The following is a 21,057-nucleotide window of genomic DNA, read 5'->3' as shown; positions in this document are numbered from 1 at the left end:
CGCAACAAAAAGGACGTACGACCTCAAAGGGTCGTACGTCCCCGGTACCGCGGTGCTTCGTGGGCCGCGCCGGACCTCAGTCCTTGGCGCCGTTGTCCGCCGGCTGGCGCACGGCCTCGGCGCGGGCGATCGCGGCGTCCACGATCGCGTCCTCCTTGGCCTTGTTCGGCCCGCCCTGGCTCTTGATGATGATCGCGACGACACCGAAGAAGAAGACGGCCATCACGATGGGCGGCACGAGCGCGGATACGTAGTCCATGGCGACCAGACTAGCTATCCGGCGACCCGCTCCTCCGGCGGGGGCGGAGGTACGGGCCTCCGGCGTGGCGGGAAGACCTCGGACGGCTTGGGCACCGGACGCTCGGCCGGCGCCGGCGGTGTCGGCTTGGGCTCGTCGGCCGCCGCACGCCCGCCGGGGAGGGCCAGCAGCCGGGTTCTGGGACCCGGGGTGGCGGCCACGGGGGTGGTGGTGGCCTGGGAGACCCGGGCCAGGCGGGCGCGCACCGAGCGCTCGGCGAGGATCTGGCAGCGGGCGAGCAGCGCGGCGGCCGCGGGGTTGCGGCGCAGCGCGCGCAGGGCGGCGAGGTCGTCGGCCGCGGGGTCGTACCCGGCGGCGAGGGCGTCCTGGAGGAGCTCCAGATAGCCGCCGAGCGACCCGGGCAGCGCCTCGCGATAGCGGGCCAGGTCGTCGAGGAGGAAGGCGCGCAGCCGGCCGGCCTCGCGCACGGCCTCGTCCACGGATTCGGCCAGGAGCAGTGTGTCCTGGACGTCCTCGTCCTGGAGGGGGGCGGGGTGGAGGGCGACGGCGAGGGCACGGCGGAGCACACGCAGCTCGTCCGCGCTGAACGCCATGCCGCCGCGGGATCCGTATGGCGTGGGCATGGGCCGACGATACGCGCTAATCGGACAATTTCCTCTTAGCGATCATTCCGGCGCGCCGACGACAGCCGGGCCGGGGACGACGGGGCGCCGACCGGGGACGGGGCGCCGCAGAGCGGGGCCGGAGACCGGGGCCGGAGACCGGGGGCCGCGAGGCCGCCCCCGGCTCTCACATGCGGGAGACGTTCCGCTCGTACACCAGGCGCAGGCCGATCAGGGTCAGCCAGGGCTCGTGCTCGTCGATCTCCTTGGAGTCGGCGAGGACCATCGGCGCCAGGCCGCCGGTCGCGATCACGGTCACGTCCGACGGGTCGCCGGCGGGGCCGACGAGCTCCCGCTTCATGCGGGCGACGACGCCGTCGACCTGGCCCGCGTAGCCGTAGACGATGCCGGACTGCATCGCCTCGACCGTGTTCTTGCCGATGACGCTGCGCGGCCTGGCCAGCTCGATCTTGCGGAGCATGGCGCCCTTGACCCCGAGGGCCTCGACCGAGATCTCGATGCCCGGCGCGATCGCCCCGCCCGCGTACTCCCCGCGCGTGGTGATCGCGTCGTACGTCGTCGCCGTACCGAAGTCGACGACGATCGCCGGACCGCCGTAGAGCTCGACGGCGGCGACCGCGTTGATCACGCGGTCCGCGCCGACCTCCTTGGGGTTGTCCGTGAGGATCGGGACGCCCGTCTTGACGCCGGGCTCCACCAGGACCGCCGGAACGTCCCCGTAGTACCGCCGCGTGACCTCGCGCAGCTCGTGCAGCACCGAGGGGACCGTCGCGCAGATGGCGATCCCCTCGATGCCGTCGCTCAGCTCGACGCCGAGCAGCGGGTGCATGCCCATGAGGCCCTGGAGCAGGACCGCCATCTCGTCGGCGGTGCGGCTCGGATCGGTGGAGATCCGCCAGTGCTCGACGATCTCGTCACCGTCGAAGAGACCGAGGACCGTGTGCGTGTTGCCGACGTCGATGGTGAGCAGCATCAGGCCCGCACCTCGCGCAGGTCCAGGCCGATGTCGAGGATCGGGGAGGAGTGGGTGAGGCCGCCGACCGCCAGGTAGTCCACGCCGGTCGCGGCGTACGCGGCCGCGTTCTCCAGGGTCAGCCGGCCCGAGGACTCCAGGGCGGCGCGGCCCGCGACGAGGGCGACGGCCTCCTCGGTCTCCCCCGGGGTGAAGTTGTCGAGCAGGATCAGGTCGGCGCCCGCGTCCAGGACCTCGCGGACCTGGTGCATCGTGTCGACCTCGACCTCGATGGGCAGCTCGGGGAACAGCTCGCGCACGGCCTTGAAGGCCTCGGCCACGCCGCCGGCCGCCACCACGTGGTTGTCCTTCACCAGGGCCGCGTCGGAGAGCGACATGCGGTGGTTGACGCCGCCGCCGCAGCGGACCGCGTACTTCTCCAGGGCGCGCAGCCCCGGCGTCGTCTTGCGGGTGTCACGGACCTTGGCCTTCGTGCCCTCCAGGACGTCCGCCCACGCGCGCGTGGCGGTGGCGATGCCGGAGAGGCGGCACAGGATGTTGAGCGCGCTGCGCTCGCCGGTGAGCAGGTCGCGGGTGCGGGCGGTGACGCTGAGGAGCACCTGCCCGGCCTCGACGCGCTCGCCGTCCTCGACGTGCCGCTCGACCTCGAACTCGTCGTCGCAGACGATCGAGAGCACGGCCTCGGCCACGCGCAGACCGGCCACGACACCGGCCTCGCGGGCGGTGAAGTCGGCGGTGGCGACGGCGTCCTCGGGGACGGTCGCCACGGTCGTCACGTCCACGCCGCCGTCGAGGTCCTCGGCGATCGCTAGGTGGGCGATGTCCTCGACCTGTACGGGGTCGAGACCGGCGTCCGCGAGGAGCTCGGCGAGCGCGGGGTCGAGCCCGCACTCGAACTCCTCGCCGCCGCCGCAGCCACAGCCGTCGCCGCAGCCACCGGCCTCCTCGTCGGAGGAGACCGAGTTGATCTGGATGAGAGGGACGTCCACGGGCTTCGGACGGGCTTCCTCGGGCGTGGTCACTTACGGCTCCCTGGGGGCTTCGGAGGTGGGGGGAAAGTCATGCGTGCCGGTCGTGCGGACGTCGAGGGTCCGCTCCGGGGTGAGGCGTACGACGAGATGCCGGCGCCAGTCCGTGTCGTCGCGGTCCGGGTGGTCCTCGCGCCAGTGGCAGCCGCGGGTCTCCTCGCGGCGGCGGGCGGCGGCGACCAGGACCCGGGAGACGCAGAGCAGGTTGGTGGTCTCCCAGGCGTCCACGCCCGGCTCGCCCGCCTTGGTGTCGTCGGTGCCGCCCGCGACGGCGTCGCTGTGCAGCGCGTCGAGGGCCTCGGCGGCCTCCCGCAGGCTGGCCTCGGAGCGCAGCACCCCGGCGCCGGCCGTCATGATCCGCTGGATACGGGTCCGGGCGCCGGCCACGGGCAGCGGCAGGGTCACCGGGGTCGCGTGCGGCACCGGGGCGCCCGGCACGCGCGGGGCGGAGGCGATGACGTCGTCGGCGATCCGCTCGGCGAAGACGAGGCCCTCGAGGAGCGAGTTCGAGGCGAGCCGGTTGGCGCCGTGGACGCCCGTGCAGGCCACCTCACCGCACGCGTACAGGCCCGGGACGGTCGTCCGGCCCCGCAGGTCGGTGCGGACGCCGCCGGAGGCGTAGTGGGCGGCAGGGGCGACCGGGATGGGCTCCGTGACCGGGTCGATGCCGTGCGAGCGGCAGGCCGCGAGGATCGTGGGGAAGCGCTCCTCCCACATCTCGGCGCCGAAGTGGCGGGCGTCGAGGTACATGTTCTCGGTGCCGTGCTCCTGCATGCGGCGCGTGATCGCCTTGGCGACGATGTCCCGGGGCGCCAGCTCGGCCAGCTCGTGCTGCCCGGTCATGAAGCGGACCCCGTCGGCGTCGACCAGGTGGGCGCCCTCGCCCCGTACCGCCTCGGAGACCAGCGGCTGCTGGCCCTCGGAGCCGGCGCCGAGGAAGAGCACCGTCGGGTGGAACTGGACGAACTCCAGGTCGGAGACCTCGGCCCCGGCGCGGAGCGCGAGCGCGACGCCGTCGCCGGTGGAGACCGCCGGGTTGGTCGTGGCGGAGAAGACCTGGCCCATGCCGCCGGTGGCGAGGACCACCGCGGGCGCGTGGACGGCGCCGACGCCGTCGTGCTGGCCCTCGCCCATCACGTGCAGGGTCACGCCCGCCGTACGGCCCTCGGCGTCCCTCAGGAGGTCGAGGACGAGGGCGTGCTCGATGGTGCGCACACCCCGGTCCCGTATCGCCTCGACCAGCGCGCGGGAGATCTCGGCGCCGGTCGCGTCGCCGCCCGCGTGCGCGATGCGGCGGCGGTGGTGGCCGCCCTCGCGGGTCAGCGCGATCTCGCCGTCGGCCGTCTTGTCGAAGTCGGCGCCGGTCGCGATCAGCCGGCGGACGGCGTCGGGGCCCTCGGTGACGAGGACGTGAACGGCCCGCTCGTCGCAGAGCCCGGCGCCGGCGACCAGGGTGTCGTCGAGGTGCTGCTCGGGGGTGTCGCCCTCGCCGAGGGCGGCCGCGATGCCGCCCTGGGCCCAGCGCGTGGAGCCGTCGTCGAGCCGGGCCTTGGTGACGACGACCGCACGGAGCCCGGCGGCGGTGCAGCGCAGGGCGGCGGTGAGGCCCGCGACGCCGGAGCCGACCACGACGACGTCGGCGTCGATGGCCCAGCCGGGCGCGGGGGCGTGCAGCCGTATTCCGGTCACTGGGTGGCTCCGAACATGGTGGACATGGTGGCTCCGAGAAGGAGGGGGATGTTGTCGATCAGCCGAGTGGCGCCCACGCGCGCCGCGACGGCGAGGATCGCCTCCCCGTCGTGGTCGTCGGCCACCTCGGTGAAGTCGGCCGGGTCGACGAGGGCCAGGTAGTCGAGGACCAGCGGCGGCTCGGCCCTCGACGCGTCGTCGAGCACCGTACGGGCCGCGGCCCGTACAGCCTCGGCGCCGCAGCCCTCGGCCGCCTGCGCGACCGCGTGGGCGTCGGCGGCGGCCCGTGCCTCGCCGAGCCTGGAGAGGGCCTCGGCGCGGTTCTGGGTGCCGGGCAGGGCCGCCGCACGCGCGCGCAGCGCCTCCTGGGCGGCGAGCCGGTCACGGGCGGCGAACAGCGCGCCGGACAGCGCGAGGGCGGTGCGGCGCTCGTCGGCCGACAGGTAGCGGTTGCGGCTGGAGAGGGCGAGGCCGTCCGTCTCGCGGACCGTCGGCACGCCGACGATCTCGACCGGGAAGTTCAGGTCGCGGGCCATCCGGCGGATCAGGGCCAGCTGCTGGGCGTCCTTCTGGCCGAAGAAGGCCAGGTCGGGGGCGGTGAGGTGGAGCAGCTTGGCGACGACGGTCAGCATCCCGTCGAAGTGCCCGGGCCGGGAGGCGCCTTCGAGGAGCTCGCCCATGGGGCCCGCGGCGATCCGGACCTGGGGCTCCCCGCCCGGGTAGACCTCGTCGACGGAGGGCGCGAAGACGGCGCTCGCGCCCGCGTCGAAGGCCACCTCCAGGTCGGCGTCGAGGGTGCGGGGGTAGCGGTCGAGGTCCTCGCCCGCGCCGAACTGGAGCGGGTTGACGAAGACGGTGACGATGACGAAGCCCTTGTCGCCGACGCGCTCGCGCGCGGCTCTGACCAGGGAGGCGTGGCCTTCGTGGAGGGCGCCCATGGTCATGACCACGGCGTTCCCGCCGGGGGCCCCGAAGTGCGCCGCGGCGTCGTGGAGGTCCTCGACCGTGCGGAGGAGTTCGGCCGGCTGGTGGCGGACGGGCCGGCCGCTCGCGGTGCGGTCACGGGCGAACAGGCTCATCGGTCGTCTCCTTGCGGCCCGTCGGCCGCTCCGGCGGCTCCGGTGGTGCCGGTCGCGCCCGCCGAGGGGTCGGCGAGCACGCCCAGCAGGTCCTCGGCCAGCTCGGGCTTGAGCAGGCCGTGCGCGAGTGCGCGGTCGGCGGTCGTGCGGGCCATCGCGAGATAGCCGGCGACCGTCCCGGGCGCGTGCTTGCGCAGCTCGGCGACGTGGGCGGCGACCGTGCCGGCGTCACCGCGCGCGACGGGGCCGGTGAGGGCCGCGTCGCCGGACCGCAGCGCGTTGTCCAGGGCGGCGCCGAGGAGGGGGCCCAGCATCCGGTCCGGGGCGGCGACCCCGGCCTTGTGCAGCAGCTCCATCGACTGGGCCACCAGGGTGACCAGGTGGTTCGCGCCGAGTGCCAGCGCCGCGTGGTAGAGCGGGCGGGCGTCCTCGGCGATCCACTCGGGCTCGCCGCCCATCTCGATCACCAGGGCCTCGGCCGCCAGCCGCAGCTCCTCCGGCGCGGTGACCCCGAAGGAGCAGCCGGCCAGGCGCTGGACGTCGACGGGGGTGCCGGTGAAGGTCATCGCGGGGTGCAGGGCGAGCGGCAGGGCGCCCGCGCGCCGGACGGGATCCAGGACCCGGGCCCCGTACCGCCCGGAGGTGTGCACGATCAGCTGTCCCGGCCGTACGGCTCCGGTGTCGGCGAGGCCCTCGACCAGACCGGGCAGCGCGTCGTCCGGCACGGTCAGCAGGACCAGGTCGGCGAGGGCGAGGACGCGGGCGGGCTCCACGACGGGGACGTCGGGCAGGAGCTCCGCGGCACGGCGCCGGGAGGCGTCGGAGACCGCGGAGACGGCGACGGGGCGATGTCCGGCGAGCCGGAGGGCGGCGGCGAGGGCGGGGCCCACGCGGCCGGCGCCGACGACTCCGACGGTGAGCCGGGCGGGTCGGTCCTCGGCTCGGGGCTCTGGCGCTGCTGATGCGTTCACGGTGGGGACGGCCTTCCGTTCCAGTCCTCGGCGGGTACCGGACGATTTCTGGTCATGCTACGCCAGCGTTTCGCGGTGCTCCGTGGCTGTCCACAGGGTGTGGGCGGTGGTGTGATGATCGCTGCATGGATCCTGTTGACCCTGTGGACGAGGAAGCGGCCCGGCTCTACCGGGCGAAGGTCTGGGGCGGCGCCGACCGCACGCTGTGGCGCACCCAGGTGGACGGCACGGTGGGCACGCGGCTGCGTGAACTCGCCGACTGGGCCGAGTCCTCCGGCCACGGCGAGGGACCGCTCGACACCTACGGGGACGGGCTCGTCGAAGAGCTGGAGCGACGCGTCGCCGAGGAGCTCGGCCTCCCCGCCGCCGTCTTCTTCCCCACCGGCACGATGGCGCAACAGGTCGCCCTGCGCTGCTGGGCCGGGCGGACCGGCAGCCCCGTCGTCGCCCTCCACCCGCTCGCCCACCCCGAGGTCCACGAGGGCGGCGCGCTCGCGGCCGTCTCCGGGCTCCGCACCGTCCACCCCACCGACGCGCCCCGGCTGCCGACGGCCGAGGAGGTTCGGGACCATCCGGAACCCTTCGGAACGCTGATGCTGGAGCTGCCGCTGCGGGACGCCGGCTTCGTGCTGCCGTCCTGGGAGGAGCTGACCGCGGTGGTGGAGGCGGCCCGCGAGCGCGACGCCGTGGTCCATTTCGACGGGGCGCGGCTCTGGGAGTGTCCGACGCATTTCGGCCGTACGCTCGCGGAGATCGCGGGGCTCGCCGACAGCGTCTACGTCTCGTTCTACAAGTCGCTCGGCGGGCATTCGGGCGCCGTGCTCGCCGGGCCCGAGGACGTCATGGCCGAGGCGAGGGTGTGGCGGCACCGGTACGGGGGCCAGGTCTTCCAGCAGTACCCGGCGGCCCTCTCCGCGCTCCGGGGCCTGGACGAGCAGCTGCCCCGGCTGCCCTCGTACGTGACCCACGCGCGCGTGGTGGCCGCCGCGGTCCGGGAGGCGCTCGCGGAGGCGGGCACGGGGTGGTTCCGGGTCCACCCCGAGACCCCGCACACCCACCAGTTCCAGGTCTGGCTGCCGTACGACGCCGACAGGCTGACGGCGGCGTCCCTGGCCCAGGCCGAGGCCACGGGCACGGTCCTCTTCCGCCGCTGGTTCACCCCGGGCGCGGGCGGCCCGCCCGGGGTCGCCGTGACGGAGCTGACGGTGGCGGGACCGGGCCTCGAGTGGACGACGGAGGACGTGAGGGCGGCGGTACGCGAGTTCATGTCCCGACTGGACTGAGGCTCGGGGACGGGGCTCAGAGGTGCGCCGGGCGCTGACAGGTGCCCGGAAGCTCAGGGCGTGCGCGGGCGCATCCGGCGGCGCAGGGCGGTCCGGAGGCCGCCCCGCGCCGGGCGTCCCGCCAGGACCCGTTCGAAGCGGCGCCGGTCGCGGACCGACCGCAGGACGGCGACGTCGTGGGTGCCGGGCGCCGGCGGCACAGGCTCACCGGTCCGGGCGGCGCGGTACGTGTCGAAGAGGTACTGATGCAGCGCGTTCATGTCCTCACCGTGCGCCGTGTCCCGACGCCTCGGCACGACGATTGACGGCACCCGTCAAACGGCGGCCCGGCCCGCCCGGAGCGACGATTGACGGCACCCGTCAAACGACGCGACAGCGGCCCCGTCCCACCCCGCACCATGGACGGGTGAGCGTGACCATCGACATCACCGGACTGCCGCACGAGCGGATCGCCTTCTGCCCCTCGCCGCTGGGCGAGCTGGGCGCCGCCCTGCACGCCCTCGCCGAGCCCGCGCACCATGCCAGGCTCCACGCCTGGACCACCACGACCTCCGCCGCCCTCAAGCCCGAGCTCGCCGACCGGCTCCACGAGGCCGACTTCATGTGGCGCTCCACCCGCTCCGACATCCTGCTGCCCGCCCGGCCCCGGGAGACCCTCGCCGAGGAGCTGGACGACCTCGACCGCATGGACGACGAGAAATACGTCGCGTCGGCCCTGGAGATCTCCTGCGCCAGCCACTACGCGGACGGCGCCCCCTCCCCGCTCGTCGACGAACGGATGCGGCGCCGCGCCCTCGACCTGGCCGCCGCGCGGGGGCCGCGGCAGGCCGCGTTCGTCGAACGGATGCTCGCCGACCCACCTGGTACGCGCGCGTGGATCCGGCGACTCCTGGAAGACTGCGACGAGGCCTTCTTCGCCGACACCTGGCAGCGCGTCCGGGTCCAGCTCGCCGCCGACGCCCGCCACAAGACGGAACTGATGCGCCGCAAGGGGCTGGCCGAGGCCGTCGCGGACGCCTCCGCCGCGATGGTCCTGGAAGAGGACGCGGCGGGCTCCCGCATCGTCGTCGACAAACTGGGTCACGCCCGCACCAGCGCCGAGGGCTCCGGAGTGACGCTCCTGCCGACGGCCTTCGGCTGGCCTCACCTCATCGCCCTGCACGCCCCGGGCTGGCAGCCGGTCATCCAGTACCCCGTCCCCACCCGGGACCTCGGCGGCGGCGTCCCGGTCGGCACGGTCACCCTGCGGATGGAGGCGGTCGCCCACCCGATGCGGATGCGGCTGAGCCGCAGCCTCGCCCGGGGCGCGTACACGACGGGCGAGCTGGCCGCCATCTACGGCATCTCCGCCCCCGAGGTCTCCCGCCACCTCGCCGTCATGAAGAAGGCGGGCCTGATCTCCACCCAGCGCCGTGGCCGGTACGTCCTCCACCAGCTGGACGTCACGGTCGTCGCCCGCCTCGGCAGCGACTTCCTGGAGAGCGTGCTGCGGTAGGAATCGGCCCGGCCCGATCCGACCCGGCGGCCCGGCCGTTCACGCCGGGGCAGGCCGTTCACGCCGAGGCCCGGCCGGCCCCTCAGTCGAAACGGATGTGGGAGAGACCCACCCGGAGCCGCCGCAGCCGGTGCCGCAGCGGCCCGTCCGTGTTCGGTTCGGGCCGCAGTCCGGCCAGCTCCGCGACCCGGTCGGCCACCTCAGGGACCGTCAGCCGGTCCGTACGGAGGTGGTGGGCGAACTCGGGGCCCGCCAAGCGCCCCAGACACTCGTCCAGCTTGGCCACGGCGAAGCTCTCCCGCTTCAGCCCCCGCCCGAGACCCCGCTCCGCCAGCCGCCCCAGGACCGTCTCCCGCTCGGCGAGCAGCGCGACGTGGCGCACCCGGTCCGCGCCGTGGTCCGCGCGCAGCCTGCCGACGATCTCGGCGAAGTACGCCGGGTCGGTGAGCGTCATCGGCACGATCACGGGCCCGTGCCCGTACCGCCGGAGCGCCAGGTCCAGCACCTCGTGCACACCCTGCCGCCAGGCCCGTAGGTCCTGGAAGTCGCCTCTGAGCGCGGACGGCAGCGTCCGGTGCAGCCCGAAGCCGATGTGCTCCGGGTCGCACACCACGCCGCCCGGCAACCGGCGCCGGAGCTCGTACGCGGTCTGCGTCTTGCCCCCGCCGAAGGGACCGTTGATCCACAGCAGCATCGCCGGCGCCCCTCCCGCTCAGCCCGCCGCGCCGCCGCCCGCCCGGACCAGGCCCGTCTCGTACGCGAGGACGACGACCTGGACACGGTCGCGCAGGCCCAGCTTGGTCAGGATGCGGCCCACATGGGTCTTCACGGTCGCCTCGGAGAGGACGAGCCGGGCGGCGATCTCGCCGTTCGACAGGCCTTGCGCGACCAGCATCATCACCTCGCGCTCCCGGTCCGTGAGCCGTCCCAGCTCCTTGCGCTCGGGCTCCCGGCCCGAGGACGGCAGCATCGGCGAGAAGCGGTCGAGGAGCCGGCGGGTGGTCGAGGGCGCCACCACCGCGTCACCGCTGTGCACCGAGCGGATCGCGCCGAGCAGCTCCGCCGGCGGCACGTCCTTCAGCATGAAGCCGCTCGCACCCGCCTTCAGCCCCGAGAACGCGTACTCGTCGAGGTCGAAGGTCGTCAGGATCAGCACCTTCGGCGCGTCCGGCTGGGAGCAGATCCGCCGGGTCGTCTCCACCCCGTCGAGCTTGGGCATGCGCACATCCATCAGCACGACGTCGACCGCCGTCGAGCGCAGCACCTCCAGCGCCTCGACCCCGTCGCCCGCCTCCGCCACGACCTCCATGTCCGGCTGGGCGGCGAGCACCATGCGGAAACCGGTGCGCAGCAGCACCTGGTCGTCGACAAGCATCACGCGGATGGACATCAGATTCCTTCGGGGTCGTCAGTGAGCGGGCTTGAGAGGGAGAAGGGCGCTGATCCGGAAGCCTCCACCGGGACGCGGGCCCGCGTCCAGCGTGCCGCCGACCATGCCGACCCGCTCCCGCATGCCGATCAGACCGTGGCCCCGGCCGTCGGCTCCCCCGTCCTCGTACATCTCCTGCGGCGCTCCCCGGCCGTCGTCCTCGACGAGCAGTCCGAGGCCGTCGTCGAAGTACACCAGCCGGACGCTGGCGCCGACGTCAGGACCGCCGTGCTTGCGTGTGTTGGTCAAGGCCTCCTGCACGATCCGGTACGCGGTGAGCTCCACGCCGCTGGGCAGCGGGCGCGGGCTCCCCTCGATCGCGAAGTCCACCGTCAGACCGGCTCCCCGCACCTGCTCGACCAGGTCCTCGATCTGCTTCACATCGGGTTGCGGCACGTACTCCCCGGCCTCCTGGTGCTCACCGGTCCGCAGGATGCCGAGCAGCCTGCGCATCTCGGCGAGCGCCTGCCGGCCGGTGGTGGAGATGGTGTCCAGGGCCTGCTTGGCGGTCTCCGGGGAGGAGTCCATGACGTACGCGGCGCCGTCGGCCTGCACCACCATCACCGACACGTTGTGCGCGACGACGTCGTGCAGCTCGCGGGCGATCCGGGCCCGCTCGGCGGCGACCGCGACCTTGGCCTGGGCCTCGCGCTCCTGCTCCAGGCGGGAGGCCCGCTCCTCCAGCTGCGCGAAGTAGGCGCGGCGGGTGCGGAGCGAGTCGCCGAGGACCCAGGCGAGCGCGAACGGCACGGTCATGATGACCGTGAAGAAGACCTGGGCCGCGCCCGACTGCGGGCCGTCCACCGGCCATCTCACCTGCGAGAGCGTCGCGGCGGAGAGCCCTCCGGCCAGCGCGAGCCGGGACGCCCAGCGGGGCCCGTCGTGCGCGGCGACGGTGTAGATGATCACGAGCATGGCGAAGTCGGCCATGAACGGCGTCAGGCCGAAGGCGAGCTGCGCCAGCCCGAGGCCGACGGAGAGGACCAGCATCTTCTCCGGGGCGCGGCGCCGCAGGGCCACGACCAGGGAGAAGAGCACGGCGACGAGGGCGTACCCGACGGGGTGGCCCTCCACCGAGCCCGTGCCCGCCGACACCACCCACAGCATGGAGAACCCCAGGAGGACGACCGCCCAGAAGGTGTCGACGCCCGTGGGGTGTCTGCGGATGAAGTCGTAAAGGCGCTGCACGTCACCCAGAGTAGGGAAGGGAGATAGGTGCAGGGATCAACCGTGGGATCGATCCTTGGCGCGGGACCCGTACTCCCCGAGGTGGAGACTGGGGCGCGTGACGGATGAGACGTGTCAGTGGCAGGGGTGGCGGCAGGCCGCGGAACGGGCGCTGTACGGCCCCGGAGGCTTCTATCTGCGGCCCGAGGGGCCGGCGGGGCACTTCCGCACCTCGGTGCACGCCTCCCCGCTCTTCGCGACGGCGGTGGCCCGGCTGCTCGCCGAGGTCGCGGAGGAACTGGGAACGTCCGAGGTCGACCTCGTCGACGTGGGCGCGGGGCGGGGGGAGCTGCTCACGGGAGTACTCACCGCGATCGGGAGCGGCGGCGACTCCCCGGGCGGGCTCACGGGCGGCATCGCGGACGGCGCCATGGGCAGCATCCCGGGCGGCATCGCCGGCGACAGCGCGGGCGGCATCCCCAGGGGCCTGACGGTCCGGGCGTACGCCGTCGAGCGAGCGGACCGGCCCGCCGGGCTCGATCCCCGGATCGAGTGGACCGACCGGCTGCCCCGGGGCGTGCGCGGGCTGGTCTTCGCGAACGAGTGGCTCGACAACGTGCCGGTCGACGTCGCCGAGGCGGACGCGGAGGGCACGGCCCGGTACGTGGAGGTCCGCGCGGACGGCACGGAGCGGCTCGGCGGTCCCGTGTCCGGCGCGGACGCGGAGTGGCTGGCCCGCTGGTGGCCGCTGCGGGAGCCGGGCGCGCGGGCCGAGATCGGCCGGCCTCGTGACGAGGCCTGGGCGTCGGCGGTGGCCTCGCTGGCGGCGGGCCGCGCGGTGGCCGTGGACTACGCGCACGTACGGGACGCCCGGCCGCCCTTCGGCTCGCTGACCGGCTTCCGGGCGGGCCGGGAGGTCCCGCCGGTCCCGGACGGCAGCTGCGACCTGACCGCGCACGTGGCGCTGGACGCGTGCGCGGCGGCGGTCGGCGACGGTGGGGGTGGTGGCGAGGGCGGGCCTCGCGGGGCCGAGCTGGTCACACAGCGGGAGGCGCTGGGGCGGCTCGGGGTGTCCGGCGGGCGGCCGCCGCTCTCGCTCGCCTCGACCGATCCCGTCGCGTACGTCCGTGCCCTCTCCTCCGCCGGGGAGGCCGCCGAGCTCACCGCCCGCGGCGGTCTCGGCGACTTCCTCTGGCTGACCCGGCGGGTCCCGGGCGGGGCTACGACGCCTCCGGGGCAGGGGGGATACTGACCGCATGACGGAGACGACGGTCGGCATCGGCGGCGCGGCGGAGAGCACCGACATGGTGCTGAACATCGGGCCGCAGCATCCCTCGACCCACGGAGTGCTCCGGCTCCGGCTCGTGCTCGACGGCGAGGTCGTGCGGGAGGCCGAGCCGGTGATCGGCTATATGCACCGCGGTGCGGAGAAGCTCTTCGAGGCGCGGGACTACCGGCAGATCATCATGCTGGCCAACCGTCACGACTGGCTCTCCGCCTTCTCGAACGAGCTCGGCGTGGTCATGGCCGTCGAGCGGATGCTGGGCATGGAGGTCCCGGAGCGCGCGGTGTGGACCCGTACGCTCCTCGCCGAGCTGAACCGGGTCCTCAACCATTTGATGTTCCTCGGCTCCTACCCCCTCGAACTGGGCGGCATCACCCCTGTCTTCCACGCCTTCCGGGAGCGGGAGGAGCTCCAGGCCGTGATGGAGGAGGTCTCCGGCGGCCGGATGCACTACATGTTCAACCGGGTCGGGGGCCTCAAGGAGGACCTGCCCGCCGGCTGGCTGGGCCGGGCCCGCCAGGCCGTCGCCGACGTCCGCTCGCGGATGGACGTGTACGACCGGCTCGTCCTCGGCAACGAGATCTTCCGGGGCCGTACGCGGGGGGTCGGCGTGCTGTCCCCGGCGGCGGTCCACGCGTACGGGGTGTCGGGGCCCATCGCCCGCGCCTCGGGCGTCGACTTCGACCTGCGCCGCGACGAGCCGTACCTGGCCTACGGGGAGCTCCAGGACACCCTGCGGGTCGCGGTGCGCGAGGAGGGCGACTGCCTGGCCCGGTTCGAGTGCCTGCTGGAGCAGACGCACAACTCCCTGGACCTCGCGGACGCGTGCCTGGACCGGATGGCGGAGCTGCCGCCGGGGCCGATCAACCAGCGGCTGCCGAAGGTGCTGAAGGCGCCCGAGGGCCACACGTACGCGTGGACCGAGAATCCGCTCGGCGTGAACGGCTACTACCTGGTGTCCAAGGGCGAGAAGACCCCGTACCGGCTGAAGCTGCGCTCGGCGTCGTTCAACAACATCCAGGCGCTGGTGGAACTGCTGCCGGGGACGCTGGTCGCGGACATGGTGGCGATCCTGGGGTCGCTGTTCTTCGTCGTCGGCGACATCGACAAGTAGCGGGGATCTGGCTGTGCTGCCCTGACCCCGGCCCGGCGCTGTCTCCCTGACCCCGGCCCGGCGCTGTCTCCCTGACTCGGGCCCTGTGCTGTCTCCCTGACTCGGGCCCTGTGCTGTCTCCCTGACCGGGGAGCCGGGGCTGCGTCCCGGCCCTGGGCCCGGGGTTGCGGCCGACCGGGTCAGTGCTCCCGGCGCATCACCACGTAGTCCCGCTCCTCCTTGCCGGGGCGGCGCCGGTCGGCCACCGTCCAGCCCCAGCGCGCGTACCGGTCCGTCAGTTCCGGTACGTCGAGGGTCATGAGGAGGGACGGCCCGGGCTTCACGGCCGCGAGCAGGGCGTCGTGGAGGCCGCGGCCGATTCCCCGTCCCTGCTGACCCGGGACGACGACGAGTTCGGCGAGTTCGAAGGCGGTCTCGCCGCCGGTCAGGACGGTGTCGGTCCAGCCGGCCGCGAACCCCAGCAGGGCGCCGTCGGCGTCGAGCGCGACCACCGCGGTGAAGTCGTCCCTCCGCGCGGCCGAGTCGACAGCCGGTTCACGGTGCGCACGGCGCCGAGCGGCGGCTCGTGCCAGGGAGCGCCGCAGAAGGCCTGGGCGCACAGGGCGAGCAGTTCGTCACGGCGCCCGGCGGCCTCACCGGCCGGGAGGTCGGTGAGGCGGTACGTCACGAGTTCACCGCTCCGCGCAGTTCGGCCACATCGAGCTGCTCGGTCTCGTCGTGGGCCGTCAGGTCGATGACCTGGCCGACCGCCTGCGCCTGCGCCGGCGTCAGCGGGTTCACCGGCGTCCCCGTGGGGCTGACCGGGGTGAGCAGCGGGGCGCCGAGCGCCGTCTGCGCCGCCAGGGCCTCCTCGAGGACCTCTTCCCCGACGACGTCGGCGAGGTCCGTGTGCTGCACCGCTTCGATGGCGGCCGCCGCCTTCTGCGTACCGAAGAAGTCGAAGCCGCCCTCGGGACGCGGGACGGGCCTGCGGGCCGCGTACGGGACGATCGCGGACGCGGTCGGCACCGCCGGGACCTTCGTGGACGCGGACGGGAGCGCGAGGGCGGCGGCCGGTCGGCTGTGCTCGGTTCCGGCGGCCGCCGCGTGCTTCCCCTGCGGCTCCTCCGTCTCACGGGCCCGCTCGGCGAGGTCGCGCGCGCGGGCGGCCTCGGTGGTGCGACGGGCCTGCTGGGCCGCGGCGTTGCGCGGGAGGTCCCGCAGCGCCTGGGCGGCGAGACGGTAGGCCTCGGGGGTGGGCGCGGAGCCCCCGGCGGGCAGTGCCTTGACGTCGCCGGCCGTGCCGGACGTCGACTCCAGCGCCAGGACGCGGGCGCCTTCCAGCGCACTGGCCCGCTCGGTCTCGGCCGTGGCGTACCGGCGGAGCAGATCGGCGTGCTCGCCACGGAGCCCGGCCAGCTCCACCCGCTTGGCGCGGAGCTTCGCGTCGAGCCGGGAGCGGAGCGCGCGGGCCTCCTCGAGGTCGGACTCCAGCTCGGCGACCCGTTCCTCGGACTTCCACTGGTCGGCGGTGCGGGCCCGGTCGAGCTCGGCGACCCGGAGTCCGGCGCTCCGGTCCCAACTGCGCATGAGGACGGCACCGGTGACGGCGGCGGCCGCCGCGGCGGCCGCGAGCAACCGTACGACGATCAGGTCACCGGGCAGCCAGGCGGCCGCGGCACACACGACCGCGGCGCCGGCGACCGCGGAGGGCGGCAGCAGCTTGTGCAGAGGCGGGGAATGGCGGTGGCGTCCACGTGGCATGGCCTGAAATTTACCGTGCGTAGGCGCCGTGTGGGGCGTCGGCCCGGCAATCTCTTGGCCACTTCTCGTCACCAGAAGTGGATATCCACCGTTCCGGTTCCGTTTCGCGCCGACGCCCCTCACCCGACGCCTACTTCTTGAGCAGCCCCTTCGTCTCCAGATACTCCTTGGCGACGTCCTCGGGCTTCGCCCGCTCGGCGTCGACCTTGCGGTTGAGTTCGGCGAGATCCGCTGTGGTCAGCACCTTGGTGATCTTGTCCAGGGCGGCGGCTATCTCAGGAGAACCGGCGTCCCTGGCGTTGACCACGGGCAGCACGTTGTCGGCGTTCTGCAGCTTCTTGTCGTCCTCGAGGAAGACCAGGCCGTAGCTGTCGACGGTGGCGTCCGTGGTGGTCGTCAGGACCAGCTGGTCCACCCCGTCCTTCACCGCCTGCTTGGCCTGCGGGGTGCCGACGCCCTTGGGGTCGATCCCCGTCACGTCGATCCCGTACGTCTTCTTCAGACCGGGCGCGCAGAACGGCCGCACCGCGCATTCGTCACCGGCGGCGATCTTCACCTTCAGCTTCGAACCGCCGAGATCGGAAAGCGTCTTCAGCTTGTTCTTCTCGGCGAATTCCTTCGTCACCGCGAAGGCGTTCTGATCGACCGCCTCTCCGACCGCGAGCACCTTCAGGCCGCGCGGTTCGGCGAGCTTCCGCAGCGCCTCGACCGTGGCCGTCGCGTCACCGGAGGCGACCGGCTTGTCCTCGGGCGCCTTCGGCCCGTTCACCTTCGCGTTGAGGAATTCCGCGATGGTCGCCGCGTATTCGGGGACGACGTCGATCTCGCCCTTCTCCAGCGAGGGCTCGTACAGCTCGCGATTCTTCACGGTGGTGACGGATACGGAGTATCCGGCGTCCCGCAGCGCCTGGGCGTACAGCTCGGCGAGCACCTTGGCCTCGGTGAAGGCCGCCGCGCCGACGACCAGCGAGCCCTTCTCCGCGCCGCCGGAGTTCCCGGCGTCCCCGGAGCTTCCCGAGCCCTTCTTCCTGCCCTCCTCCAGGCTGTCACCTCCGCACGCGGCCAGCGCGACGGTCAGCGCCGCCGTCCCCAGCACCGCGCCCGCGATACGCGAGACCCTGTTCACGAGATCACCCATCCCCAGTCAGCGTTTGCCCAGTTGATCGAATCGTTGATCGAGTCGTTGCCCGAAACGTGGAGAGAGCAGCCGGTCCGCGCCCACCAGGACGCCCTCCACCAGGAGAGCCAGCAGGGCCACGAGGACCGCGCCCGCGACGACCTGCGCCGTGTCGTAGGTGGCGAAGCCGGCCGTGATGATCCGGCCCAGGCCGCCCTGGCCGACCATCGCCGCGACCGTCGCCGTGGCCACCACCTGCACCGCGGCCGAGCGCACTCCGGTCATCACCACCGGCCGGGCCAGCGGGAGTTCGACCTGCCGGAACAGCTGCCCACCGGTCATGCCCATGCCCCGCGCGGCCCGTACCGCGGCCGCGTCCACCTCCCGCATCCCCACGTACGCGTTGGTGAGGAGCGGGGGTGTCGCGAACAGCACGAGGGCCACGACGGTCGGCACGTATCCGGCGTTCCGCAGGGGGGACACCATGAACAGGGCGAGGACCGCGAAGACGGGGATCGCCCGCCCGACGTTCGACACGTTCACCGCCAGGGCCCCGCCCCGGCCGAGGTGGCCGAGCCAGAGGCCCAGCGGCAGCGCGAGCGCCGCGGCGATCAGCAACGCCGCCCCGCTCACGTACACGTGCTCGGCGAGCCGCTGCCCGATGCCCTCCTCACCCGTCCAGTGCGCGCCGGTGGTGAGCCAGCCCCAGGCATCCGTCACTACGCCCATCTCACCCACCTCCCGGCGCGGTCCGTATCCGGGTCCACGGCGTGAGCAGCCGCTGGAGTCCCAGGAGCGACAGGTCGGCGGCGACGGCGAGCAGGACGCACAGCACCGAGGCGGCGAGCATCTGCGCCTTGAAGAAGGTGGGCAGCGCGTCCTCGATGAGGTTGCCGAGGCCGCCGCGGCCGACGACCGAACCGACCGTCGTCAGCGCGATCGTGGAGACCGTCGCCATCCGTATCCCCGCCATCAGCACCGGAAGCGCCAGCGGCAGTTCGACCTGCCACAGGAGGCGCAGCGAGCCGTACCCCATGCCCCGGGCGGCCTCCCTGGTCTCGGCGGGCACGGCGGCCAGTCCCGCGAGGGTGTTCCGCACGAGGATCGTCAGCGCGTACAGCACGAGGCCGGTGACCACGAGCGCCGACGAGAGCCCGAAGAGGGGCAGCAGCAGGGAGAACATGGCGAGCGACGGCACCGTGTAGAGCAGGGTGGTCAGTCCGAGGACGGGGCCCGCGAAGCGGGGTCGGGCCCGGACGAGCAGCGCGAGCGGCACCGCGACGGCGAGCGCGATCAGCACGGACACGACCGTGATTCCCACATGCTGGAGCGTGGCCTCGGTCAACTCCTGGGAGCGGGTCCGCAGATACTCACCGCAGATCCAGTCGTTGGTGACCAGACAGTTCGGCGCGCTCATCCGTCCCTCCCCCCGGGTCGTCGATCTTCCGAACGCATGTCTGACGACCCTAACCCCCGCCACCGACAATCCCCGAGACCCGCCACAATGCGGCAACACGCCCTTCACACACCCCCGGCATCCAGGGGTAAGAATGGGGAACCATGATCCGGTTCGAGCACGTGACCAAGCGGTATCCGGACGGCACCACCGCCGTCGACGACCTCTCCTTCGAGGTGGCGGAGGGTGAACTCGTCACCCTGGTCGGGCCGTCCGGCTGCGGGAAGACGACCACGATGATGATGGTGAACCGGCTGGTCGAGCCGACCTCCGGACGCGTCCTCGTCGACGGACAGGACATCGCCGACGTCGACCCCGTCGCACTGCGCCGCAAGATCGGCTACGTCATCCAGCAGGTCGGGCTCTTCCCCCATCGCACGGTCCTCGACAACACCGCGACCGTCCCCGCGCTCCTCGGCTGGAAGAAGGCGGCGGCACGCGCGCGTGCCGCCGAACTCCTCGACCTCGTCGGCCTCGACCCGGCCGTCTACGGCTCCCGCTACCCCGCGCAGCTCTCCGGCGGTCAGCGCCAGCGCGTCGGCGTGGCCCGCGCCCTCGCCGCTGACCCGCCGGTCCTCCTCATGGACGAACCGTTCGGCGCCGTCGACCCGGTGGTACGCGAGCGCCTCCAGAACGAGTTCCTCGCCCTCCAGGCCACCGTCCGCAAGACAGTCCTCCTCGTCACCCACGACATCGAGGAGGCCGTCCGCATGGGCGACCGCATGGCGGTCTACGGGCAGGGCCGCATCGAGCAGTTCGACGCGCCCGCGACCGTCCTCGGCGCCCCCGCCACCCCGTACGTCGCGGACTTCGTCGGCAGCGACCGAGGCCTGAAGCGGCTCGCGGTGACCCCTGTCACGGAGGCCGACCTCGAACCCGTACCCGCGGGAGGTCCCGCTGCGACGGACACGCCCGGGAGCCGGGACGGCGCCCCCGACCCCGTCCCGCTCGGGACCTCGCTCAAGGACGCCCTCGCCGTGCTCCTCCAGCACGACAAGGGCCGGCTCATGGTCACCGGCGACGACGGCCGGCCGCTCGGCGTCCTCACCCCCGAGGGCGTTCACCGCGCCCTGCGCCGGGCGTCGGCCCCGGCCCCTGCCCCGGCTTCCTGAGGGGGCTCAGGTCGCGCTGAGCTTGCCGCTCATCCAGACCAGCCCCGGCGGGATCTCGCGGTTCCACGTGTTGAAGTTGTGGCCGCCGCTCTCCAGCGTGATCGACGAGACCTTCGCCGGGCTCTTCACCTTCTTGATGAAGTCGAGCGTGGCCTGCCGGTTGCCCTCGCCCTTCCTCGACGTCGTCACCAGGAACGACGACGAACCCTGCGGCCGGTGGTCCAGGCTCCACAACAGGTCGCCCCGCTTGCGCAGGCTGTCGTCCCCGTGGAAGAGGTCGCCGGTCGTCACGTCCTCCGCCGCCCGGTAGTACGCGGAGAATCCCGCCCCGGCGGCGAACCGGCCGGGATGGTGCAGGGCGATCTTCAGCGCGCAGTACCCACCGGTGGAGTTCCCCATGAAGCCCCAGTTGCGGGGCTTCGTGCCCACCCGGTACGTCTCCGAGACCGCCTTCGGCACGTCCTCGGCGAAGAACGTCTCCGTCTTCGGGCCGCCCGGCACGTCCACGCACTCGGTGTCCCGCGGCGGCGCCACCGTCGGGCGGAGCATCACCAGGATCATCGGCTGCATCCGGCCCTCCTTCGCCTGGAGGTAGGCCGTCTTCGGGTACTTCAGCCCTTTGATCAGGTTCTCGGCCGTGCCCGGATACCCCGTCAGCACCACCGAGGCGGGAAAGGTGCGCTTGGCGTACTTCGCCTGGAAGTACTCCGGCGGCAGGTAGACATACGCCTGCGAGACGATCCCGGACCGCTCCCCCGCCACGACGACCTTCTGTATCTGGCCGGCGGTCGCCGGACGGCCGCCGCCCGGCACGTCGAGCCCCTGGGTACCGACCACCCTGAGGTCCTTCGAACCGGCCGCGTGGTCGACGACCACACCCATGTCCTGCTCCTGCCCGAACAGGTCGGCCCACGAGCCGTAGAAGAGGAAGGAACGGTTCGCCGCAAGGCCCACCGCCGCGAACAGCGCCACCTGCGTCACCAGCAGCAGCCCGATCCGGCCCACCACCGCCCGCCAGCCCCGACGCGCGAACCGCGGCCAGAACCAGACCGTGACGAGGAACAGCGCCACGGCCAGCACGACCGCCACCACGAGGACTTTGTTGCTGGTGAGACCCATGGGACGACCGAGCCTTCTTTCTTGAGAATTTCCTGTGAACCGATGAACCCGACCCCGCACGGCTCCGTCCTAGAAGGCGCACCAACCGGGACGGCCCGCCGAACGCGCCGCAGGG

General features: G+C 73.3%; 22 protein-coding genes. 5 read left to right on the top strand and 17 right to left on the bottom strand.

All coding sequences use genetic code 11. The features are described from left to right. Positions 1-76: 76 nt before the first annotated feature. The 7 genes from IF00_RS0132170 to IF00_RS0132140 all read right to left on the bottom strand — a co-directional run bounded on the left by IF00_RS0132170 (position 77) and on the right by IF00_RS0132140 (position 6,622). Positions 77-259, bottom strand: a complete 183-nt coding sequence (locus IF00_RS0132170; protein WP_030324195.1) for a hypothetical protein — start codon at positions 257-259, stop codon at positions 77-79. A 14-nt stretch (positions 260-273) separates the two neighbouring features. After that, positions 274-852: a hypothetical protein gene (locus IF00_RS0132165; RefSeq protein WP_030324193.1), complete on the bottom strand. Its 579-nt coding sequence runs from the start codon at positions 850-852 to the stop codon at positions 274-276. 196 nt (positions 853-1,048) lie between these two features. After that, positions 1,049-1,855, bottom strand: coding sequence for a type III pantothenate kinase (locus tag IF00_RS0132160; protein WP_030324191.1), 807 nt, complete (start codon positions 1,853-1,855; stop codon positions 1,049-1,051). Continuing rightward, the gene (gene nadC, locus IF00_RS0132155; protein WP_030324190.1) at positions 1,855-2,877 is read right to left on the bottom strand and encodes a carboxylating nicotinate-nucleotide diphosphorylase; all 1,023 of its coding nucleotides are present in this window, start codon (positions 2,875-2,877) and stop codon (positions 1,855-1,857) included. Before nadC ends, IF00_RS0132160 begins: the two co-directional genes overlap by 1 nt. Beyond that, positions 2,878-4,572 (bottom strand): L-aspartate oxidase, encoded by a 1,695-nt coding sequence (locus IF00_RS0132150; RefSeq protein ID WP_030324188.1) that lies wholly within the window; start codon positions 4,570-4,572, stop codon positions 2,878-2,880. It lies immediately after the preceding gene. Further along, complete coding sequence (panC, locus tag IF00_RS0132145; protein WP_030324187.1) at positions 4,569-5,651, bottom strand: pantoate--beta-alanine ligase; 1,083 nt, start codon at positions 5,649-5,651, stop codon at positions 4,569-4,571. Before panC ends, IF00_RS0132150 begins: the two co-directional genes overlap by 4 nt. Further along, the gene (locus IF00_RS0132140) at positions 5,648-6,622 is read right to left on the bottom strand and encodes a Rossmann-like and DUF2520 domain-containing protein (RefSeq protein WP_037639500.1); all 975 of its coding nucleotides are present in this window, start codon (positions 6,620-6,622) and stop codon (positions 5,648-5,650) included. Before IF00_RS0132140 ends, panC begins: the two co-directional genes overlap by 4 nt. 125 nt (positions 6,623-6,747) lie before the next feature. On the opposite strand from IF00_RS0132140, the gene IF00_RS0132130 reads away from it, so the two are divergent. Then, complete coding sequence (locus IF00_RS0132130; RefSeq protein ID WP_030324180.1) at positions 6,748-7,905, top strand: threonine aldolase family protein; 1,158 nt, start codon at positions 6,748-6,750, stop codon at positions 7,903-7,905. A gap of 53 nt (positions 7,906-7,958) precedes the next feature. Here the strand turns inward: IF00_RS0132130 and IF00_RS0132125 are convergent, their stop codons facing one another. Then, the gene (locus IF00_RS0132125) at positions 7,959-8,165 is read right to left on the bottom strand and encodes a hypothetical protein (protein WP_030324178.1); all 207 of its coding nucleotides are present in this window, start codon (positions 8,163-8,165) and stop codon (positions 7,959-7,961) included. Between the two features lie 152 nt (positions 8,166-8,317). Between IF00_RS0132125 and IF00_RS0132120 the strand changes: the two genes are divergently transcribed. Continuing rightward, positions 8,318-9,400, top strand: a complete 1,083-nt coding sequence (locus IF00_RS0132120) for a DUF5937 family protein (RefSeq protein ID WP_245234693.1) — start codon at positions 8,318-8,320, stop codon at positions 9,398-9,400. An 82-nt stretch (positions 9,401-9,482) separates the two neighbouring features. Here the strand turns inward: IF00_RS0132120 and IF00_RS0132115 are convergent, their stop codons facing one another. From IF00_RS0132115 to IF00_RS0132105, 3 genes are read right to left on the bottom strand one after another with little or no spacing between them, the layout of a single operon-like run. Then, a complete protein-coding gene (locus IF00_RS0132115; RefSeq protein WP_030324174.1) occupies positions 9,483-10,094 on the bottom strand; it encodes an AAA family ATPase in 612 nt (203 codons plus the stop codon). 18 nt (positions 10,095-10,112) lie between these two features. Beyond that, a complete protein-coding gene (locus tag IF00_RS0132110) occupies positions 10,113-10,790 on the bottom strand; it encodes a response regulator (protein WP_030324173.1) in 678 nt (225 codons plus the stop codon). A gap of 18 nt (positions 10,791-10,808) precedes the next feature. Continuing rightward, positions 10,809-12,017, bottom strand: a complete 1,209-nt coding sequence (locus IF00_RS0132105; protein WP_030324171.1) for a sensor histidine kinase — start codon at positions 12,015-12,017, stop codon at positions 10,809-10,811. Between the two features lie 97 nt (positions 12,018-12,114). Between IF00_RS0132105 and IF00_RS0132100 the strand changes: the two genes are divergently transcribed. Both IF00_RS0132100 and IF00_RS0132095 read left to right on the top strand, forming a co-directional pair. After that, positions 12,115-13,248 (top strand): SAM-dependent methyltransferase, encoded by a 1,134-nt coding sequence (locus IF00_RS0132100; RefSeq protein ID WP_030324170.1) that lies wholly within the window; start codon positions 12,115-12,117, stop codon positions 13,246-13,248. A gap of 4 nt (positions 13,249-13,252) precedes the next feature. Beyond that, entirely contained in the window at positions 13,253-14,395 is a 1,143-nt protein-coding gene (locus IF00_RS0132095; RefSeq protein WP_030324169.1) for an NADH-quinone oxidoreductase subunit D, read from the top strand. A 179-nt stretch (positions 14,396-14,574) separates the two neighbouring features. Here the strand turns inward: IF00_RS0132095 and IF00_RS0132090 are convergent, their stop codons facing one another. The 5 genes from IF00_RS0132090 to IF00_RS0132070 form a co-directional block, all read right to left on the bottom strand. Beyond that, on the bottom strand, positions 14,575-14,994 hold the full coding sequence (locus tag IF00_RS0132090) for a GNAT family N-acetyltransferase (RefSeq protein WP_078944927.1): 420 nt from the start codon (positions 14,992-14,994) through the stop codon (positions 14,575-14,577). 64 nt (positions 14,995-15,058) lie between these two features. Further along, a complete protein-coding gene (locus IF00_RS0132085; RefSeq protein ID WP_030324166.1) occupies positions 15,059-16,138 on the bottom strand; it encodes a hypothetical protein in 1,080 nt (359 codons plus the stop codon). Between the two features lie 130 nt (positions 16,139-16,268). Beyond that, positions 16,269-17,276: an ABC transporter substrate-binding protein gene (locus IF00_RS0132080; protein ID WP_030324164.1), complete on the bottom strand. Its 1,008-nt coding sequence runs from the start codon at positions 17,274-17,276 to the stop codon at positions 16,269-16,271. A gap of 6 nt (positions 17,277-17,282) precedes the next feature. Continuing rightward, complete coding sequence (locus tag IF00_RS0132075) at positions 17,283-17,984, bottom strand: ABC transporter permease (protein ID WP_030324163.1); 702 nt, start codon at positions 17,982-17,984, stop codon at positions 17,283-17,285. A 1-nt stretch (position 17,985) separates the two neighbouring features. Beyond that, positions 17,986-18,672 (bottom strand): ABC transporter permease, encoded by a 687-nt coding sequence (locus IF00_RS0132070; protein WP_030324161.1) that lies wholly within the window; start codon positions 18,670-18,672, stop codon positions 17,986-17,988. Between the two features lie 143 nt (positions 18,673-18,815). On the opposite strand from IF00_RS0132070, the gene IF00_RS0132065 reads away from it, so the two are divergent. After that, the gene (locus tag IF00_RS0132065; RefSeq protein ID WP_030324159.1) at positions 18,816-19,823 is read left to right on the top strand and encodes an ABC transporter ATP-binding protein; all 1,008 of its coding nucleotides are present in this window, start codon (positions 18,816-18,818) and stop codon (positions 19,821-19,823) included. Positions 19,824-19,829: 6 nt separating this feature from the next. Here IF00_RS0132065 and IF00_RS0132060 read toward each other — a convergent pair whose 3' ends face one another. Beyond that, complete coding sequence (locus IF00_RS0132060) at positions 19,830-20,942, bottom strand: alpha/beta hydrolase (RefSeq protein ID WP_030324154.1); 1,113 nt, start codon at positions 20,940-20,942, stop codon at positions 19,830-19,832. Positions 20,943-21,057: the final 115 nt, after the last annotated feature.

Source organism: Streptomyces flavochromogenes (assembly GCF_000717595.1).
GTDB lineage: Bacteria > Actinomycetota > Actinomycetes > Streptomycetales > Streptomycetaceae > Streptomyces > Streptomyces flavochromogenes.
This window is presented reverse-complemented; position numbering and strand designations above follow the sequence as displayed.